Here is a 24879-nt window from a genome sequence, read left to right on the forward strand (position 1 = left end):
GAGAGACATTATGTTTGGTAAAGGCGGTATGGGCAACTTAATGAAGCAAGCCCAGAAAATGCAAGACGATATGGCAAAAGCTCAGCAAGAGATTGCTAATATGGAAGTGACTGGTGAGTCAGGTGCTGGTTTAGTTAAAATTACGATGACCGGTAATCACAATGTTCGTCGTGTTGAAATCGATCCTGATCTAATGGAAGACGACAAAGAGATGCTAGAAGATTTGATCGCTGCGGCAATCAATGATGCAGCACGTCGTGTTGAAGAGACTAACAAAGAGAAAATGGCAGCAGTAACTGGCGGTATGCAATTACCACCAGGCATGAAAATGCCATTCTAAGACACTGTCTAATAAAAAGCGCTGCAAAGCGCTTTTTTTTGCGCTCAAATTCCCACTATCAATTACAACAAGAACTACTATGAAGTTTAGCCCTTACATTACTGATCTTATTGACGGCTTAACCTGCCTACCAGGTGTTGGTCCTAAGTCTGCGCAGCGTATGGCGTTTCAATTACTTGAGCGCAATCGTGAAGGAGGCCTTAATTTGGCTAAGGCTCTAGATAATGCGATGAGCCACGTCAAGCATTGCAGTGTGTGCCGTACGCTAACAGAGCAAGATGTATGTCATTTGTGTAGTAACCCCAAACGGTTAGAGAGTAAGCAGCTTTGCGTTGTGGAGACGCCCGCTGATGTTATTGCATTTGAGCAGACAGGCTATTACTACGGACGCTATTTTGTATTGATGGGGCATTTATCTCCATTAGACGGTATTGGTCCAGATGATATTGGTTTAGATAGGTTTGAGAAATTGATCGAGTCAGGTGAATTTAGCGAAGTTATCTTGGCCACAAACCCTACGGTTGAAGGTGAGGCGACGGCTCACTATATCGCGGATATTTGTAACGATTATGATATTCAAGCGAGCCGCATAGCCCACGGCGTCCCTGTCGGTAGTGAGTTGGAATATGTTGACGGCACCACCTTGAGTCATTCATTTAACGGGCGTGTTGCCATTAAATAATGTTAATAGTCACAGGGATGTGACGTTTAGCATGTCGAGCTAGCGCCTTCCAACACAGCGAATTCGGCGAGCTGCGTTCTGCTACGCAAAACGGTCTCTTGATTCGCATCGCGATTAACTGATTTATCTATTTGAACTATTTATAATTTTTATAGGAAAGTGGTGCGCGATACAAGACTTGAACTTGTGACATCTAGCATGTCGAGCTAGCGCCTTCCAACACAGCGAATTCGGCGAGCTGCTGCGCAAAACGGTCTCTTGATTCGCATCGCGATTAACTGATTTATCTATTTGAACTATTTAGAAATTTAATGAGGAAAGTGGTGCGCGATACAAGACTTGAACTTGTGACATCTAGCATGTCGAGCTAGCGCTCTACCAACTGAGCTAATCGCGCATTAACGGTATGGGTAATACATTCAATCGGTTATGAAGTGGTGCGCGATACAAGACTTGAACTTGTGACATCTAGCATGTCGAGCTAGCGCTCTACCAACTGAGCTAATCGCGCATTTCATAACAATTACCTTGTTAACGAGCGCTATCATATAGCTGCCAAAATTTATTGGCAAGCCATTTTTAGATTTAAGTGTGTGATTGAGCAGGGATTGTACAGTGTTAATGCCCACACTAATTTCTTTGTGACAAATAAATTGGTTGGTGTAAATTAACACCTAAATTCAAATCTAAAGTGAGTAATCGATGTTTACAGGTATTATTCAGGCGATGGCGCCTATTGCCTCTCTCGAAAAGCAAGATAATTTATGGCGTTTCGGCATGAAATTTAGTGGTGCATTGTTGGAAAACCTTCAGCATGGCGCTAGCGTAGCACATAATGGTGTTTGTTTAACCGTCGCAGGTCAAACTTCCGATATCGTCTATTTCGATGTGATGGATGAAACACTTAAGGTGACAAACCTTTCACAATGTCAGGTTGGCGACGTACTCAACATCGAGCGAGCGATGCGCTATGGCGACGAGGTTGGCGGTCATATTCTTTCAGGACATGTTGCAATGGGGGCAACGCTCATCGAGCGTGAAGCAACTGACACCAATTCGAGACTGCGCTTTAGCTGCGATGAAAAATGGATGAAATATATTCTGCCTAAAGGGTTTGCAGCGATTGATGGTGCGAGTTTAACTATTGGCGAAGTGGGTAAGAATTGGTTTGAAGTTTATTTGATCCCTGAGACGAGATCATTAACCACGTTAGACAGCAAGTTGCTTGGTAGTGTCTATAACATTGAAATAGACAGCCAAACACAGGCGATTGTTGATACCGTTGAGCGTGTAATGGCACAGAAGTTTCAGCAGTAATCCGTAATTGAGCCTTGTATTGTGAATTAGCTTAGATTAGTAAAACTGCTCATCATCGGCGTCAATCGTAATTTCTAGCGTGTTATTGGCTTCATCGATATGCGTTGTCAGGTGCAATTCCTGACAACAATTTGTGCATTCATCGTAGTAGTTTTGATCGCCATTACTAGGATCTATTTCTACGTGGGTGTGATGACCGCAATGGGGACAGGTGATGGTTTTTTCAGTAAGACCATTGATAGACATAAGGATACCTCATTAAGCACCTTTTGATGCTAGTTGTTGGCGCCCACCGTCAATGGTAAGAATTTGTCCAGTTACGTAAGGCGCTGAGATTAAATATTCAATCGCTTGCGCGATATCATTCATGTGTCCTTTTTTCTGTAACGGAATTGATTTTAGCACCTCTTGCACAGCATCGCCATTAATGCCACTACTTGGCCATTCTATTGCGCCGGGGGCCACACCATTCACTCTTATCTCTGGCGCCAGTTCATTAGCAAGGGCGTACGTCATCATTTGTTGTCCTGCTTTCGCCATACAATAGGCCGAGTGAAATTCCAAGGGACGCTTGGCGTGAATATCGCACATATTAATAACTACACCATTACTTACCTTGAGCATCGCAGCACATGCTTTTGTTAAAAATAGTGGTGCCGTCATGTTGGTGGCAACCAGATCTTGATACTGTGTAAGCGTCAAAGAATCCAGTGGCGTTGGATAGAAACTTGATGCATTGTTAATCAGTACATCTAGCTGACCAAAAGTCGACATTACTTCGTTAGCTAACTCACCAATGTTATCGATATTGCTAAGATCTGCACTTACTGCTTTGGCACTGTTTGACCGTTCGTTGTTCAGCTGCGCAACAAGCTGGTTGGCGCAATCCGCCGATTTATTGTAATGAATAACTAGGTTATAGCCTTTGGCGTGGAGGTGCTTTGCGGTATTTGCGCCAAGGCGTTTTGCGCCGCCAGTCACTAGCGCTACAGGATTGCTCATCAATGTCTTCCGTTCTTCATTAGATTAGATTGCATTGTACCGCAAGATGTAGAAACTTTGGGTAATAAAAAGGGGCCCTTTGGCCCCGATTTCAATAACTAAGCGTTAAATCCGAAAGGATCATCAATTGAATAGGCTGGCTCGGTAAACCATTTCGGACCTGAATCTGTCATGTAGAAATGATCTTCAAGGCGAACGCCAAATTCACCATAGATACAAATCATTGGTTCATTTGAGAAACACATGCCTGGTGCAAGTGGCGTCTTATCACCACGCACTAGATATGGCCATTCGTGGATATCTAAACCACAGCCGTGTCCAGTGCGATGAGGAAGGCCAGGGACATTGTATTCTGGTCCATAACCTTGGCTTTCTAAGTAACCGCGTGCAGCGATGTCGACGGTTTCACATGCTTGGCCAAGTTTTGCTGCGTTGAATCCAGCTAATTGCGCGTCTTTTTCGTGCTGCCAAACTGCACGCTGTTTTTCGGTTGCTTCGCCAAATACATAACTACGGGTGATGTCAGAATTGTAGCCGTGAACTAAACATCCAGTGTCTATTAACACCATATCGCCTTGTTTAAGAACCTGTGGATCTTTAACACCATGAGGGTAAGCCGTCGCCTCACCGAATAGCACGATACAGAAAGAAGATCCTTTAGCGCCAGCTGCTTGATGCGCGCGGTTGATAAAATCTGTCACTTCTGTAGTCGTAATACCCTCGTGCAGGATGCTTGCAGCTGCTTTATGTACTTCCATTGTCATGTCTTTAGCGCGTTGCATTAACGCTAATTCGCTTGCCGATTTTTGCATTCTACAGCCGGCAGTAATACTTTTACTATTGATGAAGTTTACCGCAATGCCTTGCGCTACTGCTGCTTGTTTAATGCCGTCGACGATAAAAAACGACGTCGATTCATCAATTGCTAACTGTTCGATTGAATTATTGGTCATTAAAGAGGTCATTAGTAAGTATGGTGATTCGTGTTCGTGCCATGTTGCTACAGGAGCTTTAACAACCATAAACTCTTCAAGCGTACTTTCCTCAAACCACGGCGCGATGTAAGTCAAATCACCTTTTTGCGTAAGCAATGCGCCGACCATGCGTTCTGAGGCATACCAGGCGGTACCGGTGAAATACGTTAGGTTTGTTCCTGCATTTAGATAGATGGCGTCGATGTTTTGCGCTTGCATTAGCTCGCAAGCACGACTGATACGTTGGTTATATTCATCTTGTGTTGGAGCAGTGATATTGGTGGTCATATTAGACAATTTTGCTAGCGCTTGTTGTTGTGTGGCGCCGCCGATACCGTTAGACATTGCTTACCTCGTCGGTGTTAATAGTAGTTGTACATTGTATACAATCTGTTTGTGTAAATAAATCGTTAATTTGTTAAGGGTTATTTCTGTAAAAGAACAAGAAACAACTATAGTATTAATGCAAACGCCTGATTTAAGAAATGGTAATAATGAAAAAATATTCGGTTCTAATATTAGCTTCAATTCTCAATACTGCATGTGTGTCATCACATCAACAATCTACTCAGACAGTTAGTGATTCAAAGCAAACTAACAAGGTCCAAGAATCTAGTGTGTTAAACGATGACAAATCAAAACCATCAACAACAGGACCTTGTTATCTGTCTCCGCCCATTAAGGATTATGACAAACTATTAAAAATGCTTATCAATGCCGGCGAGATTGATGGCAAGGCTTCTTACGAGTCACAAAGAGTCCAGCTCGACGCGTATCTGCAGCGTAAACAGCAGGGGAGAAAATCATGCAAAAAATAGTACAATCATTGGCTGTTAGTTTGGCCATGCTGCCTATGCTTAGTTACGGGGCAATGAAAAAACACTCTGTTGTCGATGAAGCCTTGATCGATAGAGCCAAAATTGAATATTGGCTTAAAAAACGCGGAGAAATAGGTGCCGACGACAATCAAAAGCAAATCTCTGAAAAGGTTAGCGCCTTTATTAGCCGTTATCGCAATACCGACAAACGTTCGGTGAAAATGCAAAAGAATTATCCGGTTACAAAAGTCAGCTCAAAAGCTTTTCAGCAGTATGTATTGGCGGATAATAGTCAAAAGACTACCGATGTGAACGTACTCGCCGTATTAATCGATTTTCCTAACTTAACTTATCAAAGCAATGGGCTGTCGAGTAACGATACAGATCTATTTTATAGTGACTATTCTTTGGCCCACTATCGCGATCTTTTATTTTCAAGCGATGGCTTTGCGGGGCCTGACAGTCAGAATTTGATGTCGGTGAAGCAGTATTATTCACTAGAATCAGGTAATACATTTAATTTTAATGGCCAAGCATTTGGTTGGTACCGCGCGAAAAACTCTGCGTCTTTTTACGGTGGTAATGGCGATGCTGGCAATGATCAAAACGCTGAGCGTTTAGTAGTAGAAGCGATAGAAGCGGCGGTTGCTAGCGGTGACGTGAATTTATCTGATTATGATTTAAAAGACCCTCAAGATCTGGACAACGATGGGAATACCAATGAGTCAGACGGTTATATCGACCACGTGTTAATTGTTCATTCAAGTGTTGGCGAAGAAGCCGGCGGTGGTGTGCTTGGTACTAATGCCATTTGGTCGCATCGTTTTTCAGTGCCTGATTCATTGGCAACAATCGCCGGCAGCAACGTAAAAGTTAAAAATTACACCATAGTGCCTATCGATTCGGGGTCCGGTGTTATTGCCCATGAATTTGGTCATGATTTAGGGCTAGATGACGAATATGATTTGAAGTCAACACTAATTGGTTCACCAGTTGGGTATTGGTCAATTATGTCAGGTGGCAGTTGGTTAGGTGAGCTAAGAGGGACAGAGCCAACGTCTTTTAGTCCATACGCCCGTGATATTTTGCAACAAAAATTCGGCGGTAACTGGATTAACCAGCAGGAATTGCAAGCCGATGATCTAACCAATGCTGGGATTGATGTAATGCTGACTCAGGCCAGTGATCACAATGCATCTTATAATCAGACTCGTATTGAGTTACCTGCTCGTAAAGAGCTGTTTGGCGCGCCGAAACAAGGGGAATATCAACTGTTGGCTGAGCACGAAAATCAATCTCACTTTATCCAAGAGTTTGCAATTGACGTCCCTAGTAATAGCGCAGCACAGATTGCTTTATGGGCTCGTTGGGATATCGAAGAAGGTTACGATTATGCACGATTTTTAATTAATGGAACTGCGCTATCTAACGATAATACCGTCGAAACAGCGGCAAACATTCCGAACAAGTCACACCTATTGACAGGGAAGTTAAATGACGCGCCATGGACTGAATTAGTGTTCGATATCGGAAATTGGGCTGGGCAAAGTGTTACATTTACTATTGAATATGTTACTGATCCAGCCGTTGGTGGCTTCGGGATAGCGGTTGATGATGTGCGTGTAATTACGCCTAATAATAGCGTAACCATTAACGACTTTGAGCAAGGCTTTACTGCACATAGCCAAGACGGTTTTAAAGCCTTCAAACGCATCACGGAGTTTAAGGATGCTGCGCCAGCGTACTACTATGTACAAGTGCGTTCCGCGGAAAAACTTGATAAAGGATTGGCTGAGGAAAACTACGATCCTGGTGTATTGCTGTGGTTCCGCAATGATGCATTTTCTGACAACAATTCAAGCGAGCATCCAGGGGAGGGCTTCATTGGCGTTGTCGATGCCGATCAAAATCGTCTTAGTTTCGGTGCCACTCAGCGTCAAATTCGCGATGCGGCATTTAGCCTGTTTCCTCAGAGCGCGCTTTCTGGTGATAGTCACCTTTCAGCATACAAGGAGTTTAAAGACAGCGACGATTACTCTGCGCCTGCACAGCCACAAAATGGCGTAAAACTACCGCAATGGGGTATCGAGTTTGCTGTTACGCAGCAAGATCCCCAGAGCAAAAACGCGACCATTAATCTGAGTAGAACGCCGATTGAATTGACATCAGAAATTACGGCTAACCGAGAAGGCTTAACCGTTAACTTTAACCATAACACCACCTCTAGTTATTCGGTGAGTAAAACAATGTGGGCATTTGGCGATGGAAATACCTCAAATGAATTGAACCCTAGCCATACTTATGAAGCAGGGGGGCAATACGAAGTATCACTGACAATTGAAGATACCTCGGGTGCACAATTCTCGACCAAAAAGACTGTGACCATTGGTGCTGAGCTTACTATGGAGGCTAATTATAGCGTGGATACAACGGAAATTTTTGATGTTACTTTCACTAGCGACGCGGTTGGCGGCGTGCCACCGTTAGTCTATGCGTGGGATTTTGGCGATGGCAATACATCTGCATTAGCCAACGCTAAACACAAGTACACAGAAATTGGCAGTTATCAGGTTGAGGTGACTGTGACGGATGCGATTGACCAATCGGTAACTAAAACCTTCAATGTCGCCATAAAAAGCGCTTTATCTGTGCAGTTTACTCATACCGCAGCTAATCAGGTGGTTACATTTACAAGTCAACTCAGTGGTGCTTATGGCGATACCACCGTTAGTTGGAATTTTGGTGATGGACAAACATCGAACGCCACTACGCCGAATCATGTGTACGCAAATGCGGGTACCTATACAGTGGAACTTACAGCGACTGATGCGAGTGGTACGACGGACAAAACAACGAAACAGATCGTTGTATCACCAGCTTCTAGCTCGAGTACTTCGTCAAGTGAATCTTCAGGTGGTTCGTTAGGGGGCTATCTACTTGCGTTGATATCTCTATTAAGTTTACGCCGCATCAGCCAACGACGTAAAATTACCTAACAGCAAATAGTTGTTTATTAAAGCAACGGCTGTAATGTCGTTGCTAGCATCTTGCTCCGATTGTCTGTTAGAATCGGAGCATATTTTTTTGGAATAAATAAAGAGAACAAAAATGGGTCGCAGTTTTGAAAACAGAAAAGCATCTATGGCCAAAACCCAAGGTGCAAAAGTTCGCGTTTATTCGCGTTATGGTAAAGAGATTTACGTTGCAGCGAAAAACGGCGGCGCAGATCCAGACTCTAATATTTCATTAAAGCGTCTTATCGATAAGGCGAAGAAGGATCAAGTTCCTACGCACGTAATCGACCGAGCTATCGAAAAAGCAACCGGTGCTGGTGGCGAAAACTATGAACATGCCCGTTACGAAGGTTTTGGTCCTGGCGGTTGTATGGTTATCGTTGATTGTTTAACAGATAATAACAAACGTACCTACACTGAAGTACGTAACTGTTTCGTAAAATCAAATGCGAAAATCGGTAGCACAGGTACCGTTGCTCACATGTTTGATCACCTAGCGATTTTCCGTTACGAAGGCGATGACGAAGATGCGGCATACGAAGCGCTATTAGAAGCAGACGTTGATGTGACAGACATCGAGAACGAAGATGGCAAGATTACAGTTTTTGCACCTCACACTGAATTCTTTAAAGTAAAAAATGCGCTAAGCGATATGGACTCTTCATTAGAATTTGAAGTAGAAGAAATTACTTTCGTTGCACAGACTGAAACAGAAATTGGCGCAGATGATTTAGCGGATTTTGAGAAGTTCCAAACGATGCTTGATGATTGTGATGACGTTCAGTCTGTTTATCACAATGCAATTCTGCCTGCATAATCGCTCGAAAAAAAGATACGAAAAAGCCGACGTTTTATCGTCGGCTTTTTTTATTGCGTGAGCTTTAATACGTCAATTAACGCTTCCATTTGATATGACTAAACTCATTAACGTCCTTTTGATTGGCTTTCAATAGTACGCGTGCATAGACTAAATCAAATTCATCATCTTCCATTAAGCCGATGCGCACTTCAATATAGTCGCTATCCAGCTCATCTTGGCTTAAACCTGACACTTCTTGCCAGTCATTAAAAGCACTCACCAATTCGACTGCCGCTGAGGTTTCACATTCATCGATATAGTAATTTAGATCTGGCTCATCGAGGTTGTCAGCAGCGTGCTCTTCAAATAAATCCAGCGCAAAGCCGATAAGTAAGTCGCTATCTAATGCTTGTGTGTTCGCCATGGGAATCCTTCATTCTAATACAGGGACCAGTTTGGTCTTTAATGGCAGCAATTGTAAACTAAATTACTTGCTAGTGCGCGTGTTAGTTTGTCATTGGCGATTGATTGTTTATTTAATGTCGACTTTACACAGGTAAGGGGAGTCACTAAACTATGCGCCAATTTTATAACTACTAAAAGTGAGCTTCTTTATGACGACAATTACCATCACCCGCCCAGATGATTGGCATTTACACTTACGCGATGAAGAAGCTCTGGCAACGACAGTGCCAGACAGCGCTAAATATATGGGGCGCGCCATTATTATGCCAAACCTTGTACCGCCAGTAACTACAGCGGTACAAGCGTTGTCATACCGTGAGCGCATTTTGGCTAATCGTCCTGCGACTAGTCAGTTCGACCCTCTAATGGTTATGTACTTAACCGACAACATTAGTGCAGAAGAAATAAAGAAAGCTTTTGAAAGTGGCAAAGTATATGCCGCTAAATTATACCCAGCAGGTGCTACTACCAACTCTTCTTCTGGTGTGACAGACGTTAAGAACATTTATCCAGTATTAGCAATGATGAGCGACTTGGGCATGCCATTGCTGGTTCACGGTGAAGTTACAGATAACGAGATTGATATCTTTGATCGCGAAGCCGTATTCATTAGCAAGATCCTAAAAAATGTTGTGGCAGACTTCCCATCACTTAAAATAGTGATGGAGCACATCACCACTAAACAGGCAGTTGACTTTGTGATGGAAGCGCAAGCCAATGTTGGTGCGACTATTACTGCACATCACTTGTTGTATAACCGTAATCACATGTTGGTTGGCGGTATTAAGCCACATTACTACTGCTTGCCAATTCTAAAACGCAATACCCATCAGCAAGCGCTTATCGAGGCTGCGATTAGTGGCAGTCCAAAGTTTTTCTTAGGCACCGATTCTGCGCCACATATTAAAGACAACAAAGAAGCGGCTTGTGGCTGTGCTGGCGCATACACGGCATTCGCTGCCATTGAGTTATACGCAGAAGTGTTTGAAAAAGAAAACGCGTTAGACAAATTAGAAGGTTTTGCGTCACACCATGGCCCTGATTTTTACGGTTTACCGCGCAACACTGATACTATTACGTTGACTAAGCAAGCGTGGACAGTGCCAGACACTTTACCTTTAGGCAATGACATTGTTGTGCCGCTAAAAGCCGGAGAAACTATTGGCTGGACCGTAAATTAAAGAAAATACAATTTGCCAGACAAAAGAAAAGGGCGCTCGATGAGCGCCCTTTATGTTTGCGATAGCAAAACCGATTAGCGAATGCGTTTATCGTTTGCGGTGATTGCCATATCTTTGATCTTGATGACAGTGCTCACATTGCCTTCGTCATCTTTTGTTGCAAAACCTTGCGCCGCCATACCATCAATCATTGGCGCGTATTGTGGAAATACACTCGCGTAGTTGTTTGATAGGTTCGCGTTGTAGTCGAGGCTGAATTTGTGCATCATATGCATCATGATCATTTGTTGATTCATTTCGCCAGCATATGCTGGAACGTCAAAGGCACCTTTAGAATCAACTTTTACGCCATTCACGGTAGTTGTTAGGCTCTTTATGTCGCCTTTAAACCCACGCGCTAGAATGTCCTTAGTTGCCGCAATTAATTCATGGATTTCTGCACCCGAACGAGAAGCTTCGTTCACAGCGATGACGCCGTTCTTATCAATGTCTTTAATAGCGATATCTAACACAGTGTCGGTAATTGTGTAGTCAGCCATTGCATTTTTAACAATTACCGAATCAAACGACACTTTGCTATCGCCAGATACAACATCACCGTCAAATGGCGTGGTGGACGTGAGGAAAGTAAGATTTTTTAGCGCCCATTGTTCTAAAACGGCTTCGTTTTTAAAACTAAGTTCCTTTAATGACGTTGTCGATTGCTTGGTGTATACGAACCCCTGTTCAGAGGCAAAATCACCATTGCCAGTAAAGGCAGTCATTAACATATTGCCGCCGCTAGTCAGCTCTCCAGTTATTTCTGAAAAATCGAAGTTGTAAGTACCTTCACTAAATTCAAGATTACCGTCAATATTACTGGTCATTTTACCGGTTTTCACGACACTGCCTGATTTGTCTTCTAATGTCGCTGGTTGGAATGTGACGTTGAGAGAGTTTGATTGGCTCAAAAGGTTAGTACTTAACGTCGCGATGTGATCGATTGAATCAACAGTAAAAAGCTCCATCAATTCTTTTGGCGCGCCTTTGGTAAAATCAATAGTGAATTGACTATCGACCAGAAGAGGATAACTGGCGTACTCATGATTGAAGTAGAACTCAACGTCGTCCTGGTTTGGAGCGCCTGCTTGAGCTAATGCATCGCGGTTTAATACCAGTTTGTACTGTGCTGAGCCGCCAAATAGACCACTTTCCTGTGATTCAACTGACAACTTAAACTGTGGATGTTCATTATTTTCGATCGCTTGAGAAATTTGGCTCGAAAAAGCTGAATTCGTGTAAAGGGTAAGACCGCCAAGAACAATAATAGCTCCTGCTGAAAGGCCGATAATTCCATTTTTGGTCATTTGATTTCCTATGGGTTAAATTGTTTGCGCCATAAGGATAGGCGGTTTTGCTCCTGTTAACAATTTTATTTTCTAAGAAACTGATTTTTATATTATAATTGACCTAATTTTCATCACTGGAGCGTCGAGTGAATCTACACGACAATCACATCGTACTACTTGGCAACATTGTCAGTAAGCACAATCAAATTCGTTACTTTGCTGATGGTACTGCCATGCTACCGCTTGAAGTTATCACCAAACGCAAGTGGCGCGATAGTCAGGGCACATGGCAAGAGCACAGTAACTATTTCAGTGTGACGCTGTTAGGACAAGATGCTGAAGACGCGGTGGCAAACGCGCAGGCAGGGCAAGGGATTTACGTTAGAGCGCAAATTAGGCAATTACAAAGTCAATCAGCGCAAAGTAAAGATACGTTGCAGGCACAGCAAGTTAAATTGATGCCAAAATCGACGGCCATCAATTGGAATCAGGCTCATCTGGTGGGCACCGTAGTAAAACGCTCTGAGCTCGTACAGACGATAAACGGTGTCGATTTGCTGACATTGGAACTCGATGTATCAAATATCGATGACAAAACCATTCACACTGAAGTGAAGCTTAAAGGGGCAACTGCTAAGTATATCGCTAATCAACTTAGTCAAGATAACGCCCCAACTATGGCATTGGTTGAAGGCGTGCTAAGTGGACAGTCTAAAAAAGTCGGTGACTCTTTTAGCCATCAATATTGGGTCGAAGGGCATACTTGCGTATTGAGTTAACAGCTAGGAGTTTGCGATGAGGTTGAGAATTTTAGGTTTGAGTTTAGCACTTGTGTCGATGAATGCTGTCGCAACCTGTCACAAATCGCAAAGTGACCTTGATCGATTTTTGAAAACCAAAGGTTACAACAAGCTCTGCTATCAACAATTGGCAACTAAACATGCGGTGATTGATGTCACTATTAATGGCCGTAAAGCTTATTTTGTGCTCGATAGCGGTGCTAGCGTTACTGTAGTCCATCGCGACGCTATTCCAAAATTTCGATTATTTCCCACCGCAAAAGTTGATTACTCAAATGCAACTGGCGTTGGCGGTAGTGTTGACGCCCAAACATATTCTGTTGAGTCTTTAAAAATAAAGCAATTAGATATAAAGCATCCATTTATCTTTGGTATGAATTTAAGCCATGTAGTTAAAGCATTAAATGGCTATAGCAAGCAACCCATTGAGGGCGTCATCGGTCAAGATATCTTGTCTAAGCATCAAGCTATAATTGATGTGGCATCCAACACCATTTATTTAAAGCCCTAATCGCTTATCTAACCATTTAGTTGTAAGATAGCAATGGGATAATAGATAAAAAATCAAAAAAGTGAGCTAAATTAGACTTTTAGTTTCCTAACCCAAATTTCTTTGCCATAGCGCACAAATTTTTATCACTTTATCTGCTCGAATTATCAGCATCGTTTATACTTATAAATACTGCAATATTATGTTAACCCTTTGTTAATGCGATAACTTTTGAGGAACTATATGAGAAGATATTCAATCAGCGCCAAGCTATTGTGGATGTCCATTAGCCTATTTATTTTTACAGTATCCTTGTTGTCGATCAGTGTTTGGATCGCGCAAGATAACAGTAATCAAACAGTCACTAAGGAAGTGAAAGCTGCATTGAATAAGGAAATTCAGGTTAAGTTATCGTCACAAGCAGGCCAATATGGCGAGCGTATTGCCGCTTTTATCAACGAAGCCTACCGCGTGCCATATTCTTTTGTGGCTATGTTACAAGATACTGGGCCTGATGCGTTAAATCGTGAATTAGCGCGCAAAGCGGTTAAGGATACGCTAACTCACAACAAACAAATCTCATCATTTTACGCTCAGTTCGAAGCCAATGGTTTCGATGCCTTTGATAGCGAGCACCTAAGTGGCAACAATCATAGTGTTAAAGGCGCTGGTTCTTTTGAAGTCTATTTCGTGCGTGAAAACAGCGGCAGCATTATTCAAAGCGAAATCACCGATGCCAACGATAAGTACGACACGACGTTAAATGAGTTCGGTATTCGCAATGCGGAATGGTTTTTGTGTGCGAAAGAAAACCGCAAACCTTGTCTAATGGAACCATATCTCTATGAGATTTCGCCGGGTAATCAAGAGTTAATGACTTCATTAACAGTACCTGTGATGAAAGATGGTCAATTCAAAGGATTGGTTGGTGCAGATCTTAACTTACCTATTTTCCAACGTTTTATTGAAGAGTTATCAAAGCAGCTTTACAACGGTAATGCCAAGGTAACGCTACTAAGTGAAAAAGGTTTTATTGTTGCCTCAAGTCATTATCGCAAGATGGCACGTCCGTTTTACGAAGCGGTTGGTCGCGACCGTGCAGAGCAATTAGGTCGTTTACATCAAGGCAGTGGCTTTATTGAAACCGATGACGCAATCAGCGTTGCTAGAGCCATTAATATTCCCGTTTCTAACAGTACTTGGTCGATTATTATCGAAGTGGATAAGAAAGATGCCTTCGCAAGTATTTTTGCGTTGGAAAACACGCTTAATGACAATGCACAATCACTTAACCAATTACAAATCGTTATCGGGTTATTAACGGCTGCTATCGCGATTGTTGCTATCTGGTTCTTAACCCAGAGTATCGTATCGCCGATTAACATGTTTAAAGATCGCATGGAAAATCTAGCCAGTGAAGAGGGCGATTTAACTAAGAGCATGAGCGTCGAGTCTCACGCCGAGTTAATTGGTCTTGCTGGGTGGTTTAATCGCTTTTTAGGTAAGCTAAAAGATTTAATTGATGAGCTCAAAGAATTAACGCAAAAATCTCAAAAAGAAAGTGAAGAAACGGCGCGTATCTCGCAAAGTATTCGCGACAGTGTTAACGGTCAATACATCGAGATTGAAAACGTAGTAACTGCCATGAACGAAATGAGCTCTACCGCGCTTGAAGTTGCCCGCGCCTCTGAAGACACCGCGCACGAAGCCGATGCCATGAGTGAAAACGTTAAAGCGAGCCGTACTAACTTAACGACTGCGATGCAGTACGTAACTACGATGTCGCAAGAGTCATTACAAGCACGCGATGCCGTAACTAAAGTATCGCAAAGCAGCGATAACATTAGCTCTATTGTTGAAGTTATTCGTGCCATTGCTGATCAAACGAATCTATTAGCGTTAAATGCGGCTATTGAAGCAGCACGTGCTGGTGAGCAAGGTCGTGGTTTTGCAGTAGTAGCCGATGAAGTTCGCTCACTTGCATCAAAAACCCAAGAGTCGACAGATAATATTAGTAAGCTTATTGAATCACTTCACGTTGAAGTGACTAACGCCTCATCCGTTATTGAGAAGGGCACCGAACAAGCGCAGGTTGCGGTAACTAAGACTAACGATGCACTAGATTCGCTAAATCAAATGGTTGAGCAAATTGATGAAGTCTCTGGCAAGGTAAGCCATATTGCAACAGCTGCAGAAGAGCAAAGTGCGGTAACGGAAGAAGTGAACAAAAATATCACCGTTATCTCAACATCAGCCGCTGAGTTAGCAAGTTTTGCCGATGAAGCTTACGCAAGTAGTGTCAACTTAGCTGAGCTAGTTAAGGCGCAAGAAAGTCAATTAGGTAAGCTTAAGACTTAACAGGCGCACGACTTAATCGCCATGAGAAAAGAGCAAGCTTAGGCTTGCTCTTTTTTTTGTCTAAGCATATGCTGCAATAGATTTTAGTAAAAGTAGGATATTTCTTTTGAATAACATGAAGTTAAAAAAGTATGTTGTCGGACTATTAATTGGTTGCCTATCGTTGCTTAGTGGAGCTGTTGCGAGTGAATTTGACAGAGCTGGACTTTCATTTCGAGTCACTGATCATTTAAAAGATGTATACATCGACGGAACCAATATTCAATATACGCTGAGTAATCGAAAGATATTTGCAGTTAGTTTCGTCCATACCGACACTAAGAATGCTTATCCACTGTTAGAGGCTTTTGCACAGCAGTTACGAGAACGTATGTTTCCGACTCATACTTTTAAACCGTATCGTTTAGGAGCGGAAAAGCTAACAACCAATGGTGTTAAGAGTATTAGCTTTTTATTAACCGGTAACAATCAGCAGTGTGAGTTGTTCATTGCAAGCGCTATTGGTAAACGTAGTTACTTGTTTACGACGATTACTAATCAAATTGACAAAACAGACTGTGATTCAGGGAAAGATGAATTGGGCCAATCAATTCAGCAAATAAGCCAAGGAATGGTCTTTGCTAAGTAATCTAACATTAGACTTAAAAAAAACGGCGCATTAAGCGCCGTTTTTAGTTATCACGTTGTCGTGTTACTTAACACGCATACCCGGTTGAGCCCCGTCATCTGGGTTTAAGATCCACAGCTCTTCGCCGCCTGGACCTGCTGCTAATACCATACCTTCCGACATACCAAAGCGCATCTTACGCGGCGCAAGGTTGGCTACCATCACCGTGAGCTTTCCTTCGATATCTTCTGGCTGATACGCCGATTTAATGCCTGCGAATACTTGACGTGATTCGCCGCCTAAATCCAACTCTAAGCGCAATAACTTATCTGCGCCTTTCACATGATCGGCTTTAGCAATCTTAGCGATGCGCAAATCGATTTTAGCAAAATCATCGAAGCTAATTTCTGGTGCGATAGGATCTTTCGCTAGTGGCGAGTTAGGATCTAGCGCTGGTTTTGCTGGCTCAAGATTTTCTTTTGAATCTTCAACCATGGCTTCCACGTGTTTCATATCAACGCGCTGCATCATTGCTTTAAACTTGTTGATCTTGTGATCCGTTAGCGGTGTGTTAATACTATCCCACGTCAGTTCAACGTTTAAGAAGGCTTCAACTTGCTCGGCGAGCGCAGGCACAATAGGTTTTAAGTAAGTGATTAATACTTTAAATAAGTTAATGCCGACACTACAGATGTTTTGAACATCGTCTAGCTTGCTTTCGTCTTTCACTAGTTGCCACGGTTCTTTATCGGCAATGTATTGGTTCGCTTTATCGGCTAGCGCCATGATTTGACGAACGGCTTTAGCAAAATCACGTTGCTCGAAACACTGAGCGATATCATCTTGTGCAGCGATGAACTCGTCCATTAACGCTTGCTCTGATACTGTCGCTGCTAATGTACCGTCGAATTTCTTGGTGATGAAACCTGCACAGCGACTAGCGATGTTAATCACTTTACCGATCATGTCTGAGTTTACGCGCTGGGCGAAATCTTCAAGATTTAGGTCTAAATCATCGATACGGCTCGTTAGTTTAGCGCCGTAGTAATAACGTAAATACTCAGGGTTTAAATGCTCTAAGTAGGTACGGGCTTTAATGAAGGTACCTTTCGATTTAGACATCTTCGCGCCGTTTACCGTTACAAAACCGTGCGCGTAAACAGACGTTGGCTTTCTAAAACCCGCACCTTCTAACATCGCAGGCCAGAATAGGCTGTGGAAGTAGATAATGTCTTTACCGATGAAGTGGTATAGCTCAGCCGTTGAGTCTTTTTTCCAAAAGGCATCAAAATCGATGCTTGGATTTTTGTCACATAGATTCTTGAAACTACCGATGTAGCCAATAGGGGCATCTAACCATACGTAGAAGTATTTATCGGTGGTGCCTGGAATATTAAAGCCAAAGTATGGTGCATCACGGCTGATATCCCAGTTTTGTAGGCCATCTTCAAACCATTCAGCCAGTTTGTTAGCCATTTCATCTTGCAATGAACCGCTGCGTGTCCACTCTTTAAGCATGGCTTCAAACTTAGGGAGTTCGAAGAAGTAATGCTCACTTTCACGCAGCACAGGCGTTGCGCCAGAAACCACAGAGCGTGGGTTTTTAAGATCTGTTGGGCTGTACGTTGCACCACAGCTATCACAGTTGTCACCGTTTTGATCTTCGCTGCCACAGGTTGGGCAATCGCCTTTAACGAAACGATCTGGCAAGAACATCTCTTTCTCTGGATCGAATAACTGCTCGATAGTCTTTGTTGAAATGTAACCGTTGTCGTTTAACGCGTTGTAAATCGTCTCGGCGTAATGACGGTTTTCGTCACTGTGTGTGGAGTGGAAGTTGTCGAAGGCAACACCGAAATCGCTAAAGTCAGCTTGATGCTCAATATTGGTTTTAGCGATCATTTCTTCAGGACTAATACCTAACTGCTGCGCTTTAAGCATAATTGGTGTGCCGTGGGCATCGTCTGCACACACGTAATGACACTCATGGCCACGTAGTTTTTGGAAACGGACCCAGATGTCGGTTTGGATATACTCAAGCATGTGGCCTAGATGAATAGGGCCATTTGCGTAAGGAAGTGCACTTGTCACTAGAATTTGTCGTTTTGCAGTCACGGATATTTCGCCTTTTATAAATGAATAACGGCTCGTGCAGATGAGTAAAAGAACCTTAATTTGTGAGCTAGATTACTAAATGAAGATAATCTTGCCGTTTCTTTGTACAACATCGTGCTAAGACGTGGAAATGGCGCCAATAATACCTTAGATAACCGTTGAATTCATCAATAAAATGTCGTCGAAAAGTTATTGAAATTTAGATACAATAGCCCGAATTTTTTAATGCTTAAGTCAGTTTAGAAGGTCAGTGGCATGGGGCTGTTTTCAAATAACGACAAAACACTTGTCAGCGAACTAAAAGCAGTGATGCAAAAGGCAACGTTTTTAGACACTAAAGCGCCTTTATTATCTGTTATGGATCTTACCCGAGGTCAACTAAAACGCGGAACACTTGATTTAAGTATTCGGGTTCAAATCCCTTGTTTGCATATGCGTGAGGAACTCACCCAATTTCTTTCTGAGCTCTTTAAGCCTAGTCATGATTTTTCACAACTCACAATATCGCTAGAATTGGCTGTTAAGACCATTAATACCAGTGACAAAATATCGCAAGTAAAACAGATTATTATGGTGGCCTCTGGTAAGGGCGGTGTTGGTAAATCGACGACATCGGCTAATCTTGCGTTAGCGCTTGCGCATGGCGGCGCCAAGGTCGGTTTATTAGACGCGGATATTTACGGCCCGTCATTACCAACTATGCTTGGTGCGGTAAAAGAAAAGCCGGTGTCTCATGATGGTAAGTTGCTTGAACCGATCGAGCGCTACGGACTCTATACCATGTCGCTAGGTTACTTAGTGGATGAAAACGATGCCACTGTGTGGCGTGGCCCTATGGCATCGCGAGCGCTGTCGCAACTGATTTATGAAACGCAATGGCCTGCGCTTCATTATCTAGTGGTCGATATGCCACCGGGTACAGGGGATATTCAGTTAACCATGTCGAGCGATGTGCCGTCATCGGGCGCAGTGGTTGTGACAACGCCGCAAAACTTAGCGCTTAAAGACGCGCAAAAGGGCATTAGCATGTTCAACAAGGTTAATGTCCCTGTTATTGGCGTCATTGAAAACATGAGTTATCACCGCTGTGATAACTGTGGTCATCACAGCCATGTCTTTGGGACGGCGGGCGGCGAAGCATTAGCAAAAAATTCACAGGTTGAGTTGGTTGGCCACTTACCATTATCCAGTGACATCGGAAATGATATTGATAAGGGCAAACCAACGTTGGTGGCGCAACCACAATCAGAAGCGGCGCAAGACTATCTCAATATTGCACTGCGCTGCGCTATTAATTTAAATAAAACGAATCAAAGCATTCCATCACTCATTGTCGGAGAATAGATATGAAAGACTGTATTTTTATCGCCATTGTTGGCGCATCAGCCTCTGGTAAGAGTTTATTGGCACAAACTATCGTCAAGGAATTAATCGACGAAGTAGGTAGTAATCAAATTGGTGTTATCAACGAAGATTATTACTACCGCAACCAAGATCACCTAAGCATGGAAGAACGGGTTCAAACCAATTACGATCACCCTCAATCGCTTGAACACGATCTGTTGATTGAACACTTAGAGAAATTACAAAACGGTGAAAGCGTTGAGTTACCGCAATACTGTTATTCAACCCACACCCGTTTACCTGAGACCCTAGCGATGGGCAACAAGCGCGTTATTGTACTTGAAGGTATTTTATTGCTGACGAACCCTGAACTTCGCAAGTTCTTCCATGCGTCAATTTATATGGATGCACCGCTAGATGTGTGTTTAATGCGCCGATTGGTGCGCGATGTTGAACAACGCGGTCGTACAATGGAATCTGTTCTCGAACAATACAAGGCGACTGTTCGTCCAATGTTCCTACAATTTATCGAGCCATCGAAGCAATACGCTGATATTATCGTGCCTCGTGGTGGTAAGAACCGCATTGCCATCGAGATGTTAAAATCTGACATTAACCGTTTATTAAATCGCTAATTTAAAAGCATTATTTACAGCAAGGAGCCAGTCGCATGCGCTTAAGTGATATCGATATCAAGCGTTATTTAAGTGAGCAAAAAATTGTTATTGAGCCAAGTCCAGATCCCGACACCATTAACGGTGTAACGGTTGATGTGAGACTAGGCAACAAGTTTCGTGTTTTTGAAGGTCATAATGCCCCGTTTATTGATATTAGTGGTCCTAAGAGCGATGTTCAGGACGCGTTAGATCGCGTAATGAGCGATGAAATCATCTTAGAGGGTGACCAACCTTTTATTTTGCATCCAGGCGAACTGGCGTTAGCCATGACCATGGAATCGGTAACACTACCAGCGGATATTGTTGGTTGGTTAGACGGACGTTCATCACTTGCAAGATTGGGGTTAATGGTTCACGTGACTGCGCATCGTATTGACCCTGGTTGGTCTGGCAATATCGTGCTGGAGTTTATCAATGCGGGTAAATTGCCTTTAGCACTACGTGCCGGAATGCCAATTGGTGCGCTTAATTTTGAAAAACTATCGTCGCCTGCTGAAAATCCTTATAACAAGCGTGAAAATGCTAAGTACAAAGGACAGAGTGGCGCAGTCGCATCACGCATTGGACAGGACAAGTAATGTCAATGATGTGGGTTAATGGCGTCGCCACTGATGTTATTAGTGCAAGTGATCGCGGTTTTAGCTATGGCGACGGCATTTTTACAACCATTAAAGTCACTAATGGGGTGTGTCATTTATTGCCAGACCATTTAATGCGCTTACAACGTGGGATTAGCGCATTGGCGATAGCGCAGATAGATTTTGATGCACTTCTTAATCAGCTTTGTGACGTTGCTAAGATGTTGGCACAGGGCGTGATTAAAGTCGTTATTAGCCGCGGTGTTGGGCAACGGGGCTATTCAAGTGTTGGTTGCGATTCGCCAACGGTGGTGGTGTCGACATCACCATTGCCGTCTTGTTACCAAGCGTGGCAACGAGACGGTATTGCACTCGGTGTTAGCACAGTTGCACTTGGACTAAATCCACTCACGGCAGGCATTAAACACCTTAATCGTTTAGAGCAGGTGTTAGTAAAACAGCAAATTGACGACAACGGCTGGACAGACGCAGTCGTACTCGACTGTCAGGCCTGTGTTATCGAAACAAACATGGCAAATTTATTTTGGCGCAACGGTGACAAAGTTTATACGCCAAATCTCGACTTTTCTGGTGTTAAAGGCCTAATGCGCGCGCAAGTAAAAAGCGCGTTAGCTGCATGGGCGATTGAAGTAGTGGAAGATAGATTTAAGCTCAGCTCGCTAACGGATGCTGATGAGATTTTTATAACAAACTGTTTAATGGATGTTGTGCCAGTCGTTGCCATTGAAACTAAATCCTATGCTATTGGTAGTCTAACTAAGCGATTGATCGCGCATATTTCGCATAAGGACCATGTATGAGCAAACAGGATATGAGTCAGCAATCGTCTTCGGATAACTCCGCGGAAAAGAAAGCAAAACCGTCATGGTTCAAGCGCCTACTAAAATTAATGGCTATCGGTGCCTTGCTTGGCGTCGTTTTATTAGTCGCTGGTGGCTTAGGCTTTAAGCATTGGTTAACGAATTGGTCAAATACGCCTAACGAGCAGCGACAATTGACGCAATTTGTCGTCAATCGTGGCGATAGCGCTAGTAAAGTACTACGAAATCTACAAAACTCCCAAATCATCGAAGAACAATGGCGCTACAAGGCGTTATTCGTATTTGAGCCGCAATTAACGCGATTAAAAGCTGGGCATTACGAGATCCCAAGTCAGGCAAGTCCGCGTGAGTTATTGACTGTATTAGCCAGCGGTGTTGAAAAGCAATTTGCCATTACCTTTATTGAAGGCACTACGTTTAAAGAATGGCTAGGCGTGTTGCAAAAACACCCACAAGTGGACTATTCACAAGTACGAATGAATGATTACATCGCGAGCTTTCCCGCATCTTCAGTAGATGAAGACAAATATCGCTTCGCCCGTGTCGAAGGGATGTTCTATCCAGATACCTATCATTTTACGGCAAATACGAAAGCGATTGATTTACTCAAACGAGCACATAGCGTGCTAAATTCTACGCTTGATGAGTTGTGGAAAACACGCGTAAAGGATCTACCGTTAGACTCCAAGGAAGAAGCACTGGTGCTTGCGTCGATAATTGAAAAAGAATCAGGCTTCTCCGCTGAGCGCAGAGACGTTGCGTCGGTGTTTATCAATCGTTTGAATAAAAAGATGCGTTTACAGACAGATCCAACCGTGATTTATGGCATGGCAGATGTGTATGATGGCGATATTAAATACAGTCACTTACGTGATAAAAACGTTTATAACACCTATGTTATTAAACGTTTGCCACCAACGCCAATCGCCATGGTGAGTCGTCAAGCAATTGCGGCAACGTTAAATCCAACGTCTACGCCTTATTTGTATTTTGTTGCGTCTGGCAAGGGCGATCATGTGTTTTCGACGAATTTAAAAGATCACAACCGGGCGCTAAAGCGTTACCTAGCAACACTCAAACAACAATAACAACAAGTTTTAGAGAAAATTATGGCAAAGTTTATCGTGATTGAAGGCCTTGAAGGGGCAGGAAAATCTACAGCAATCAATCACATTAAGACAGTTCTTAGCGACAACGGGGTGTCGAATTTTATTTCAACCCGCGAACCCGGCGGTACGCCGTTAGCGGAAGCGATGCGTGCACTTGTTAAAGAATCACGAGAAGATGAAGAATTAACCGTTGAAAGTGAGTTACTGCTGATGTACGCCGCGCGCAGTCAACTTGTTGAACGCGTAATCAAGCCTGCATTAGCAAATGGCCAGTGGGTTATTGGCGATCGTCATGATCTATCTTCGCAAGCCTATCAAGGCGGTGGTCGTGGACTTAGCGATATTATGGCGCCGATTAAAAAAGCTGTGTTGGGTGATTTTAAACCTGATCTCACGCTGTATTTAGATATTGACCCGACGCTTGGCTTGTCACGCGCACAGGCGCGAGGGGAGTTAGATCGCATCGAACAAAACGCTATCGAGTTTTTCCAACGCGCACGTGCTGTTTATCTACACGCGGCCGCCAATGACGAGAGTGTGGTTAAGATTGATGCGTCACAATCTATCGAGCAAGTGGCGGCTGATATTACCACCACGTTAACTACATTTATTGCTGCGCAATAGTGGGTTATTGCCATGACAGAGCAAACGGCTAAACAACGCAGTTTATACCCTTGGTTGGTGAAACCCTATATGGGGCTGGCGAGTGATCTCGCACAGGCACGGCTTCATCATGCGTTATTAATTAGCTCGGCCACTGCACTCGGAAAGTCGGAGTTGGTCGCTCGTTTAGCAGAGTTGATCCATTGCCAAACACCCATTGAAAACAAAGCCTGTGGTCAATGTCAGGATTGCCAGCTTCATAACGCTGGAACCCACGCTGACTTCTACCATGTGCAGCATTTGGAAAACAAAACGCAAATCAGTATTGAACAAGTGCGTAGCGTGAGTAATAAACTTACGGATACAGGTCTGGTTAACCAACGCCGTGTCGTTTTTATTCACGACGCAGATTGCATGACAGAAGCTGCGAGCAACGCGTTATTAAAGATTCTTGAAGAGCCACCAAAGCACGTTTATTTTGTGCTAACAACATCTGCTATCGCAAAGATCCCGGCCACTATTTTGAGTCGTTGTTTAAAGCTGACGCTGCAACAACCACCAATCGATAAGCTTATCGCTTGGTTAACCCGCAAGAGTGATAGAGCAATTACGCCTGCGCAATTCGCGCTGTTAGGGCACTCTCCATTAGCCGCGTTATCAGCGCTAGAAGACAATAGTGTTGAACATATTGATGCGCTCATCAATCAATGCAATCGGATGTATCAGGCTTGGGGCAGTAAAAATGACGATCTCGCTGCAGTAAGTGTGATTGAGCTAAGCGAGTTATTAGTGTCATTAACCAGTCACAAAACGATGCCAATGTCGCTTGTTCAACTAGTCTCTATGCTCAAGCAAATAAATTTGTGGATTGCCAAAGGTCAGGTGCTTGGTAGAGCGCCAATTGACGCGCTAAGTTCTAATCTATATACCTCAAGTTTGAGTATAGACTCCAAGGCATTAGTCAACCTTGACAGCGAGTTAGCGCAGTTGCACCATTTGTTGATGAGTAATAGTGGGGTCAATGGCGCATTGCAATTACAAAACTTGTTAATCAAAACAACAGAACAGATCATTAATGGTTAAGGAAGATAGCATTGATAAGCATCAGTATAGAATTTAAGAACATACAGCAGCTGTACGGGAGTTACATGCCGTATGTAAATCACGGTGGGTTGTTCTTTATTAGTCAAGAGAAAGTAGAGCTCGGACAGCAGGTCAAAGTCAGCGTTATGTTGCCAGATGATTTAGAGCCTAGCGTATTCGAAGGGCCAGTGATTTGGATAAATCCATTGGGTGCGCAAGGCGGTAGACCCGTAGGATTTGGTGTCGCACTTAGCGAAGCACAAATAAAGTTGCGCACCGAAATAGAGCGCTTGCTAGGCCCTAAGCTTAGCGGTGGCGATGTTACATCGACGATGTAGCCAGTTTAAAAAATT

General features: G+C 43.3%; 25 protein-coding genes and 2 tRNA genes. 19 read left to right on the top strand and 8 right to left on the bottom strand.

Annotated features, from left to right (window positions below):
- Positions 1-10: 10 nt before the first annotated feature.
- Together MHM98_RS09170 and recR are read left to right on the top strand one after the other, a co-directional pair.
- A complete protein-coding gene (locus MHM98_RS09170; protein WP_239438976.1) occupies positions 11-340 on the top strand; it encodes a YbaB/EbfC family nucleoid-associated protein in 330 nt (109 codons plus the stop codon).
- Between the two features lie 79 nt (positions 341-419).
- The gene (gene recR / locus MHM98_RS09175) at positions 420-1022 is read left to right on the top strand and encodes a recombination mediator RecR (protein WP_239438977.1); all 603 of its coding nucleotides are present in this window, start codon (positions 420-422) and stop codon (positions 1020-1022) included.
- A gap of 321 nt (positions 1023-1343) precedes the next feature.
- On the opposite strand, the gene MHM98_RS09180 is transcribed toward recR, so the two are convergent.
- Both MHM98_RS09180 and MHM98_RS09185 read right to left on the bottom strand, forming a co-directional pair.
- Positions 1344-1419, bottom strand: a tRNA-Val gene (locus MHM98_RS09180).
- Positions 1420-1457: 38 nt separating this feature from the next.
- Positions 1458-1533 (bottom strand) — tRNA-Val (locus MHM98_RS09185).
- 191 nt (positions 1534-1724) lie between these two features.
- Here MHM98_RS09185 and MHM98_RS09190 point away from each other — a divergent pair.
- Positions 1725-2339: a riboflavin synthase subunit alpha gene (locus MHM98_RS09190; RefSeq protein ID WP_239438978.1), complete on the top strand. Its 615-nt coding sequence runs from the start codon at positions 1725-1727 to the stop codon at positions 2337-2339.
- A 36-nt stretch (positions 2340-2375) separates the two neighbouring features.
- On the opposite strand, the gene MHM98_RS09195 is transcribed toward MHM98_RS09190, so the two are convergent.
- From MHM98_RS09195 to MHM98_RS09205, 3 genes are all read right to left on the bottom strand, one after another.
- Positions 2376-2585 carry a CPXCG motif-containing cysteine-rich protein gene (locus tag MHM98_RS09195; protein WP_239438979.1) on the bottom strand — a complete coding sequence of 70 codons (210 nt, stop codon included), beginning with the start codon at positions 2583-2585 and terminating at the stop codon, positions 2376-2378.
- Positions 2586-2597: 12 nt separating this feature from the next.
- On the bottom strand, positions 2598-3341 hold the full coding sequence (locus tag MHM98_RS09200; protein ID WP_239438980.1) for a pteridine reductase: 744 nt from the start codon (positions 3339-3341) through the stop codon (positions 2598-2600).
- 98 nt (positions 3342-3439) lie between these two features.
- Positions 3440-4660 (bottom strand): Xaa-Pro peptidase family protein, encoded by a 1221-nt coding sequence (locus MHM98_RS09205; protein ID WP_239438981.1) that lies wholly within the window; start codon positions 4658-4660, stop codon positions 3440-3442.
- Positions 4661-4809: 149 nt separating this feature from the next.
- Here MHM98_RS09205 and MHM98_RS09210 point away from each other — a divergent pair, with 149 nt between their 5' ends.
- From MHM98_RS09210 to MHM98_RS09220, 3 genes are all read left to right on the top strand, one after another.
- The gene (locus MHM98_RS09210; RefSeq protein WP_239438982.1) at positions 4810-5133 is read left to right on the top strand and encodes a hypothetical protein; all 324 of its coding nucleotides are present in this window, start codon (positions 4810-4812) and stop codon (positions 5131-5133) included.
- Positions 5121-8129: an immune inhibitor A domain-containing protein gene (locus MHM98_RS09215; protein WP_275441492.1), complete on the top strand. Its 3009-nt coding sequence runs from the start codon at positions 5121-5123 to the stop codon at positions 8127-8129. The genes MHM98_RS09210 and MHM98_RS09215 overlap by 13 nt, the downstream gene beginning before the upstream one ends.
- Positions 8130-8241: 112 nt before the next feature.
- Positions 8242-8964 carry a YebC/PmpR family DNA-binding transcriptional regulator gene (locus MHM98_RS09220; protein WP_239438983.1) on the top strand — a complete coding sequence of 241 codons (723 nt, stop codon included), beginning with the start codon at positions 8242-8244 and terminating at the stop codon, positions 8962-8964.
- Positions 8965-9040: 76 nt separating this feature from the next.
- Here the strand turns inward: MHM98_RS09220 and MHM98_RS09225 are convergent, their stop codons facing one another.
- Positions 9041-9370: a DUF440 family protein gene (locus MHM98_RS09225; protein ID WP_239438984.1), complete on the bottom strand. Its 330-nt coding sequence runs from the start codon at positions 9368-9370 to the stop codon at positions 9041-9043.
- A gap of 190 nt (positions 9371-9560) precedes the next feature.
- On the opposite strand from MHM98_RS09225, the gene pyrC reads away from it, so the two are divergent.
- Positions 9561-10592 (top strand): dihydroorotase, encoded by a 1032-nt coding sequence (gene pyrC / locus MHM98_RS09230; protein WP_239438985.1) that lies wholly within the window; start codon positions 9561-9563, stop codon positions 10590-10592.
- Between the two features lie 74 nt (positions 10593-10666).
- Here pyrC and MHM98_RS09235 read toward each other — a convergent pair whose 3' ends face one another.
- Positions 10667-11938 carry a DUF945 family protein gene (locus tag MHM98_RS09235; RefSeq protein ID WP_239438986.1) on the bottom strand — a complete coding sequence of 424 codons (1272 nt, stop codon included), beginning with the start codon at positions 11936-11938 and terminating at the stop codon, positions 10667-10669.
- A gap of 128 nt (positions 11939-12066) precedes the next feature.
- Here MHM98_RS09235 and MHM98_RS09240 point away from each other — a divergent pair, with 128 nt between their 5' ends.
- The 4 genes from MHM98_RS09240 (at position 12067) to MHM98_RS09255 (ending at position 16196) form a co-directional block, all read left to right on the top strand.
- Positions 12067-12699, top strand: a complete 633-nt coding sequence (locus MHM98_RS09240; RefSeq protein ID WP_239438987.1) for a single-stranded DNA-binding protein — start codon at positions 12067-12069, stop codon at positions 12697-12699.
- Between the two features lie 16 nt (positions 12700-12715).
- Entirely contained in the window at positions 12716-13231 is a 516-nt protein-coding gene (locus MHM98_RS09245) for a retropepsin-like aspartic protease (RefSeq protein ID WP_239438988.1), read from the top strand.
- Positions 13232-13453: 222 nt separating this feature from the next.
- Positions 13454-15568, top strand: coding sequence for a methyl-accepting chemotaxis protein (locus MHM98_RS09250; protein ID WP_239438989.1), 2115 nt, complete (start codon positions 13454-13456; stop codon positions 15566-15568).
- 115 nt (positions 15569-15683) lie between these two features.
- Entirely contained in the window at positions 15684-16196 is a 513-nt protein-coding gene (locus MHM98_RS09255; RefSeq protein WP_239438990.1) for a hypothetical protein, read from the top strand.
- 63 nt (positions 16197-16259) lie between these two features.
- On the opposite strand, the gene metG is transcribed toward MHM98_RS09255, so the two are convergent.
- A complete protein-coding gene (gene metG, locus MHM98_RS09260) occupies positions 16260-18296 on the bottom strand; it encodes a methionine--tRNA ligase (protein ID WP_239439702.1) in 2037 nt (678 codons plus the stop codon).
- Positions 18297-18545: 249 nt separating this feature from the next.
- On the opposite strand from metG, the gene apbC reads away from it, so the two are divergent.
- Genes apbC through MHM98_RS09300 form a run of 8 tightly spaced genes read left to right on the top strand, consistent with a single transcriptional unit; the run spans position 18546 to position 24864 of the window.
- Positions 18546-19634 carry an iron-sulfur cluster carrier protein ApbC gene (apbC, locus tag MHM98_RS09265; RefSeq protein WP_239438991.1) on the top strand — a complete coding sequence of 363 codons (1089 nt, stop codon included), beginning with the start codon at positions 18546-18548 and terminating at the stop codon, positions 19632-19634.
- Positions 19631-20269: a uridine kinase gene (gene udk, locus MHM98_RS09270; RefSeq protein ID WP_239439703.1), complete on the top strand. Its 639-nt coding sequence runs from the start codon at positions 19631-19633 to the stop codon at positions 20267-20269. Before apbC ends, udk begins: the two co-directional genes overlap by 4 nt.
- Before the next feature lie 35 nt (positions 20270-20304).
- Positions 20305-20889, top strand: coding sequence for a dCTP deaminase (gene dcd, locus MHM98_RS09275; protein ID WP_239438992.1), 585 nt, complete (start codon positions 20305-20307; stop codon positions 20887-20889).
- The gene (gene pabC / locus MHM98_RS09280) at positions 20889-21710 is read left to right on the top strand and encodes an aminodeoxychorismate lyase (RefSeq protein ID WP_239438993.1); all 822 of its coding nucleotides are present in this window, start codon (positions 20889-20891) and stop codon (positions 21708-21710) included. Before dcd ends, pabC begins: the two co-directional genes overlap by 1 nt.
- Complete coding sequence (mltG, locus tag MHM98_RS09285) at positions 21707-22819, top strand: endolytic transglycosylase MltG (protein WP_239438994.1); 1113 nt, start codon at positions 21707-21709, stop codon at positions 22817-22819. The genes pabC and mltG overlap by 4 nt, the downstream gene beginning before the upstream one ends.
- A gap of 18 nt (positions 22820-22837) precedes the next feature.
- Positions 22838-23464: a dTMP kinase gene (gene tmk / locus MHM98_RS09290; protein WP_239439704.1), complete on the top strand. Its 627-nt coding sequence runs from the start codon at positions 22838-22840 to the stop codon at positions 23462-23464.
- 12 nt (positions 23465-23476) lie between these two features.
- On the top strand, positions 23477-24526 hold the full coding sequence (locus MHM98_RS09295; protein WP_239438995.1) for a DNA polymerase III subunit: 1050 nt from the start codon (positions 23477-23479) through the stop codon (positions 24524-24526).
- Positions 24527-24537: 11 nt separating this feature from the next.
- Positions 24538-24864 (top strand): PilZ domain-containing protein, encoded by a 327-nt coding sequence (locus MHM98_RS09300; RefSeq protein ID WP_275441497.1) that lies wholly within the window; start codon positions 24538-24540, stop codon positions 24862-24864.
- Positions 24865-24879: the final 15 nt, after the last annotated feature.

The sequence above is a fragment of the Psychrobium sp. MM17-31 genome (genome assembly GCF_022347785.1).
Taxonomy (GTDB): Bacteria; Pseudomonadota; Gammaproteobacteria; order Enterobacterales; family Psychrobiaceae; genus Psychrobium.

Coding starts and splice junctions, on each gene's coding strand:
- dcd (WP_239438992.1), top strand. CDS start 20,305: ATGCGCTTAAGTGATATCGATATCAAGCGTTATTTAAGTGAGCAAAAA.
- mltG (WP_239438994.1), top strand. CDS start 21,707: ATGAGCAAACAGGATATGAGTCAGCAATCGTCTTCGGATAACTCCGCG.
- MHM98_RS09210 (WP_239438982.1), top strand. CDS start 4,810: ATGAAAAAATATTCGGTTCTAATATTAGCTTCAATTCTCAATACTGCA.
- MHM98_RS09225 (WP_239438984.1), bottom strand. CDS start 9,370: ATGGCGAACACACAAGCATTAGATAGCGACTTACTTATCGGCTTTGCG.
- MHM98_RS09220 (WP_239438983.1), top strand. CDS start 8,242: ATGGGTCGCAGTTTTGAAAACAGAAAAGCATCTATGGCCAAAACCCAA.
- MHM98_RS09190 (WP_239438978.1), top strand. CDS start 1,725: ATGTTTACAGGTATTATTCAGGCGATGGCGCCTATTGCCTCTCTCGAA.
- MHM98_RS09245 (WP_239438988.1), top strand. CDS start 12,716: ATGAGGTTGAGAATTTTAGGTTTGAGTTTAGCACTTGTGTCGATGAAT.
- pabC (WP_239438993.1), top strand. CDS start 20,889: ATGTCAATGATGTGGGTTAATGGCGTCGCCACTGATGTTATTAGTGCA.
- recR (WP_239438977.1), top strand. CDS start 420: ATGAAGTTTAGCCCTTACATTACTGATCTTATTGACGGCTTAACCTGC.
- MHM98_RS09235 (WP_239438986.1), bottom strand. CDS start 11,938: ATGACCAAAAATGGAATTATCGGCCTTTCAGCAGGAGCTATTATTGTT.
- MHM98_RS09295 (WP_239438995.1), top strand. CDS start 23,477: ATGACAGAGCAAACGGCTAAACAACGCAGTTTATACCCTTGGTTGGTG.
- MHM98_RS09205 (WP_239438981.1), bottom strand. CDS start 4,660: ATGTCTAACGGTATCGGCGGCGCCACACAACAACAAGCGCTAGCAAAA.
- MHM98_RS09200 (WP_239438980.1), bottom strand. CDS start 3,341: ATGAGCAATCCTGTAGCGCTAGTGACTGGCGGCGCAAAACGCCTTGGC.
- apbC (WP_239438991.1), top strand. CDS start 18,546: ATGGGGCTGTTTTCAAATAACGACAAAACACTTGTCAGCGAACTAAAA.
- pyrC (WP_239438985.1), top strand. CDS start 9,561: ATGACGACAATTACCATCACCCGCCCAGATGATTGGCATTTACACTTA.
- MHM98_RS09215 (WP_275441492.1), top strand. CDS start 5,121: ATGCAAAAAATAGTACAATCATTGGCTGTTAGTTTGGCCATGCTGCCT.
- MHM98_RS09195 (WP_239438979.1), bottom strand. CDS start 2,585: ATGTCTATCAATGGTCTTACTGAAAAAACCATCACCTGTCCCCATTGC.
- MHM98_RS09170 (WP_239438976.1), top strand. CDS start 11: ATGTTTGGTAAAGGCGGTATGGGCAACTTAATGAAGCAAGCCCAGAAA.
- MHM98_RS09250 (WP_239438989.1), top strand. CDS start 13,454: ATGAGAAGATATTCAATCAGCGCCAAGCTATTGTGGATGTCCATTAGC.
- MHM98_RS09255 (WP_239438990.1), top strand. CDS start 15,684: ATGAAGTTAAAAAAGTATGTTGTCGGACTATTAATTGGTTGCCTATCG.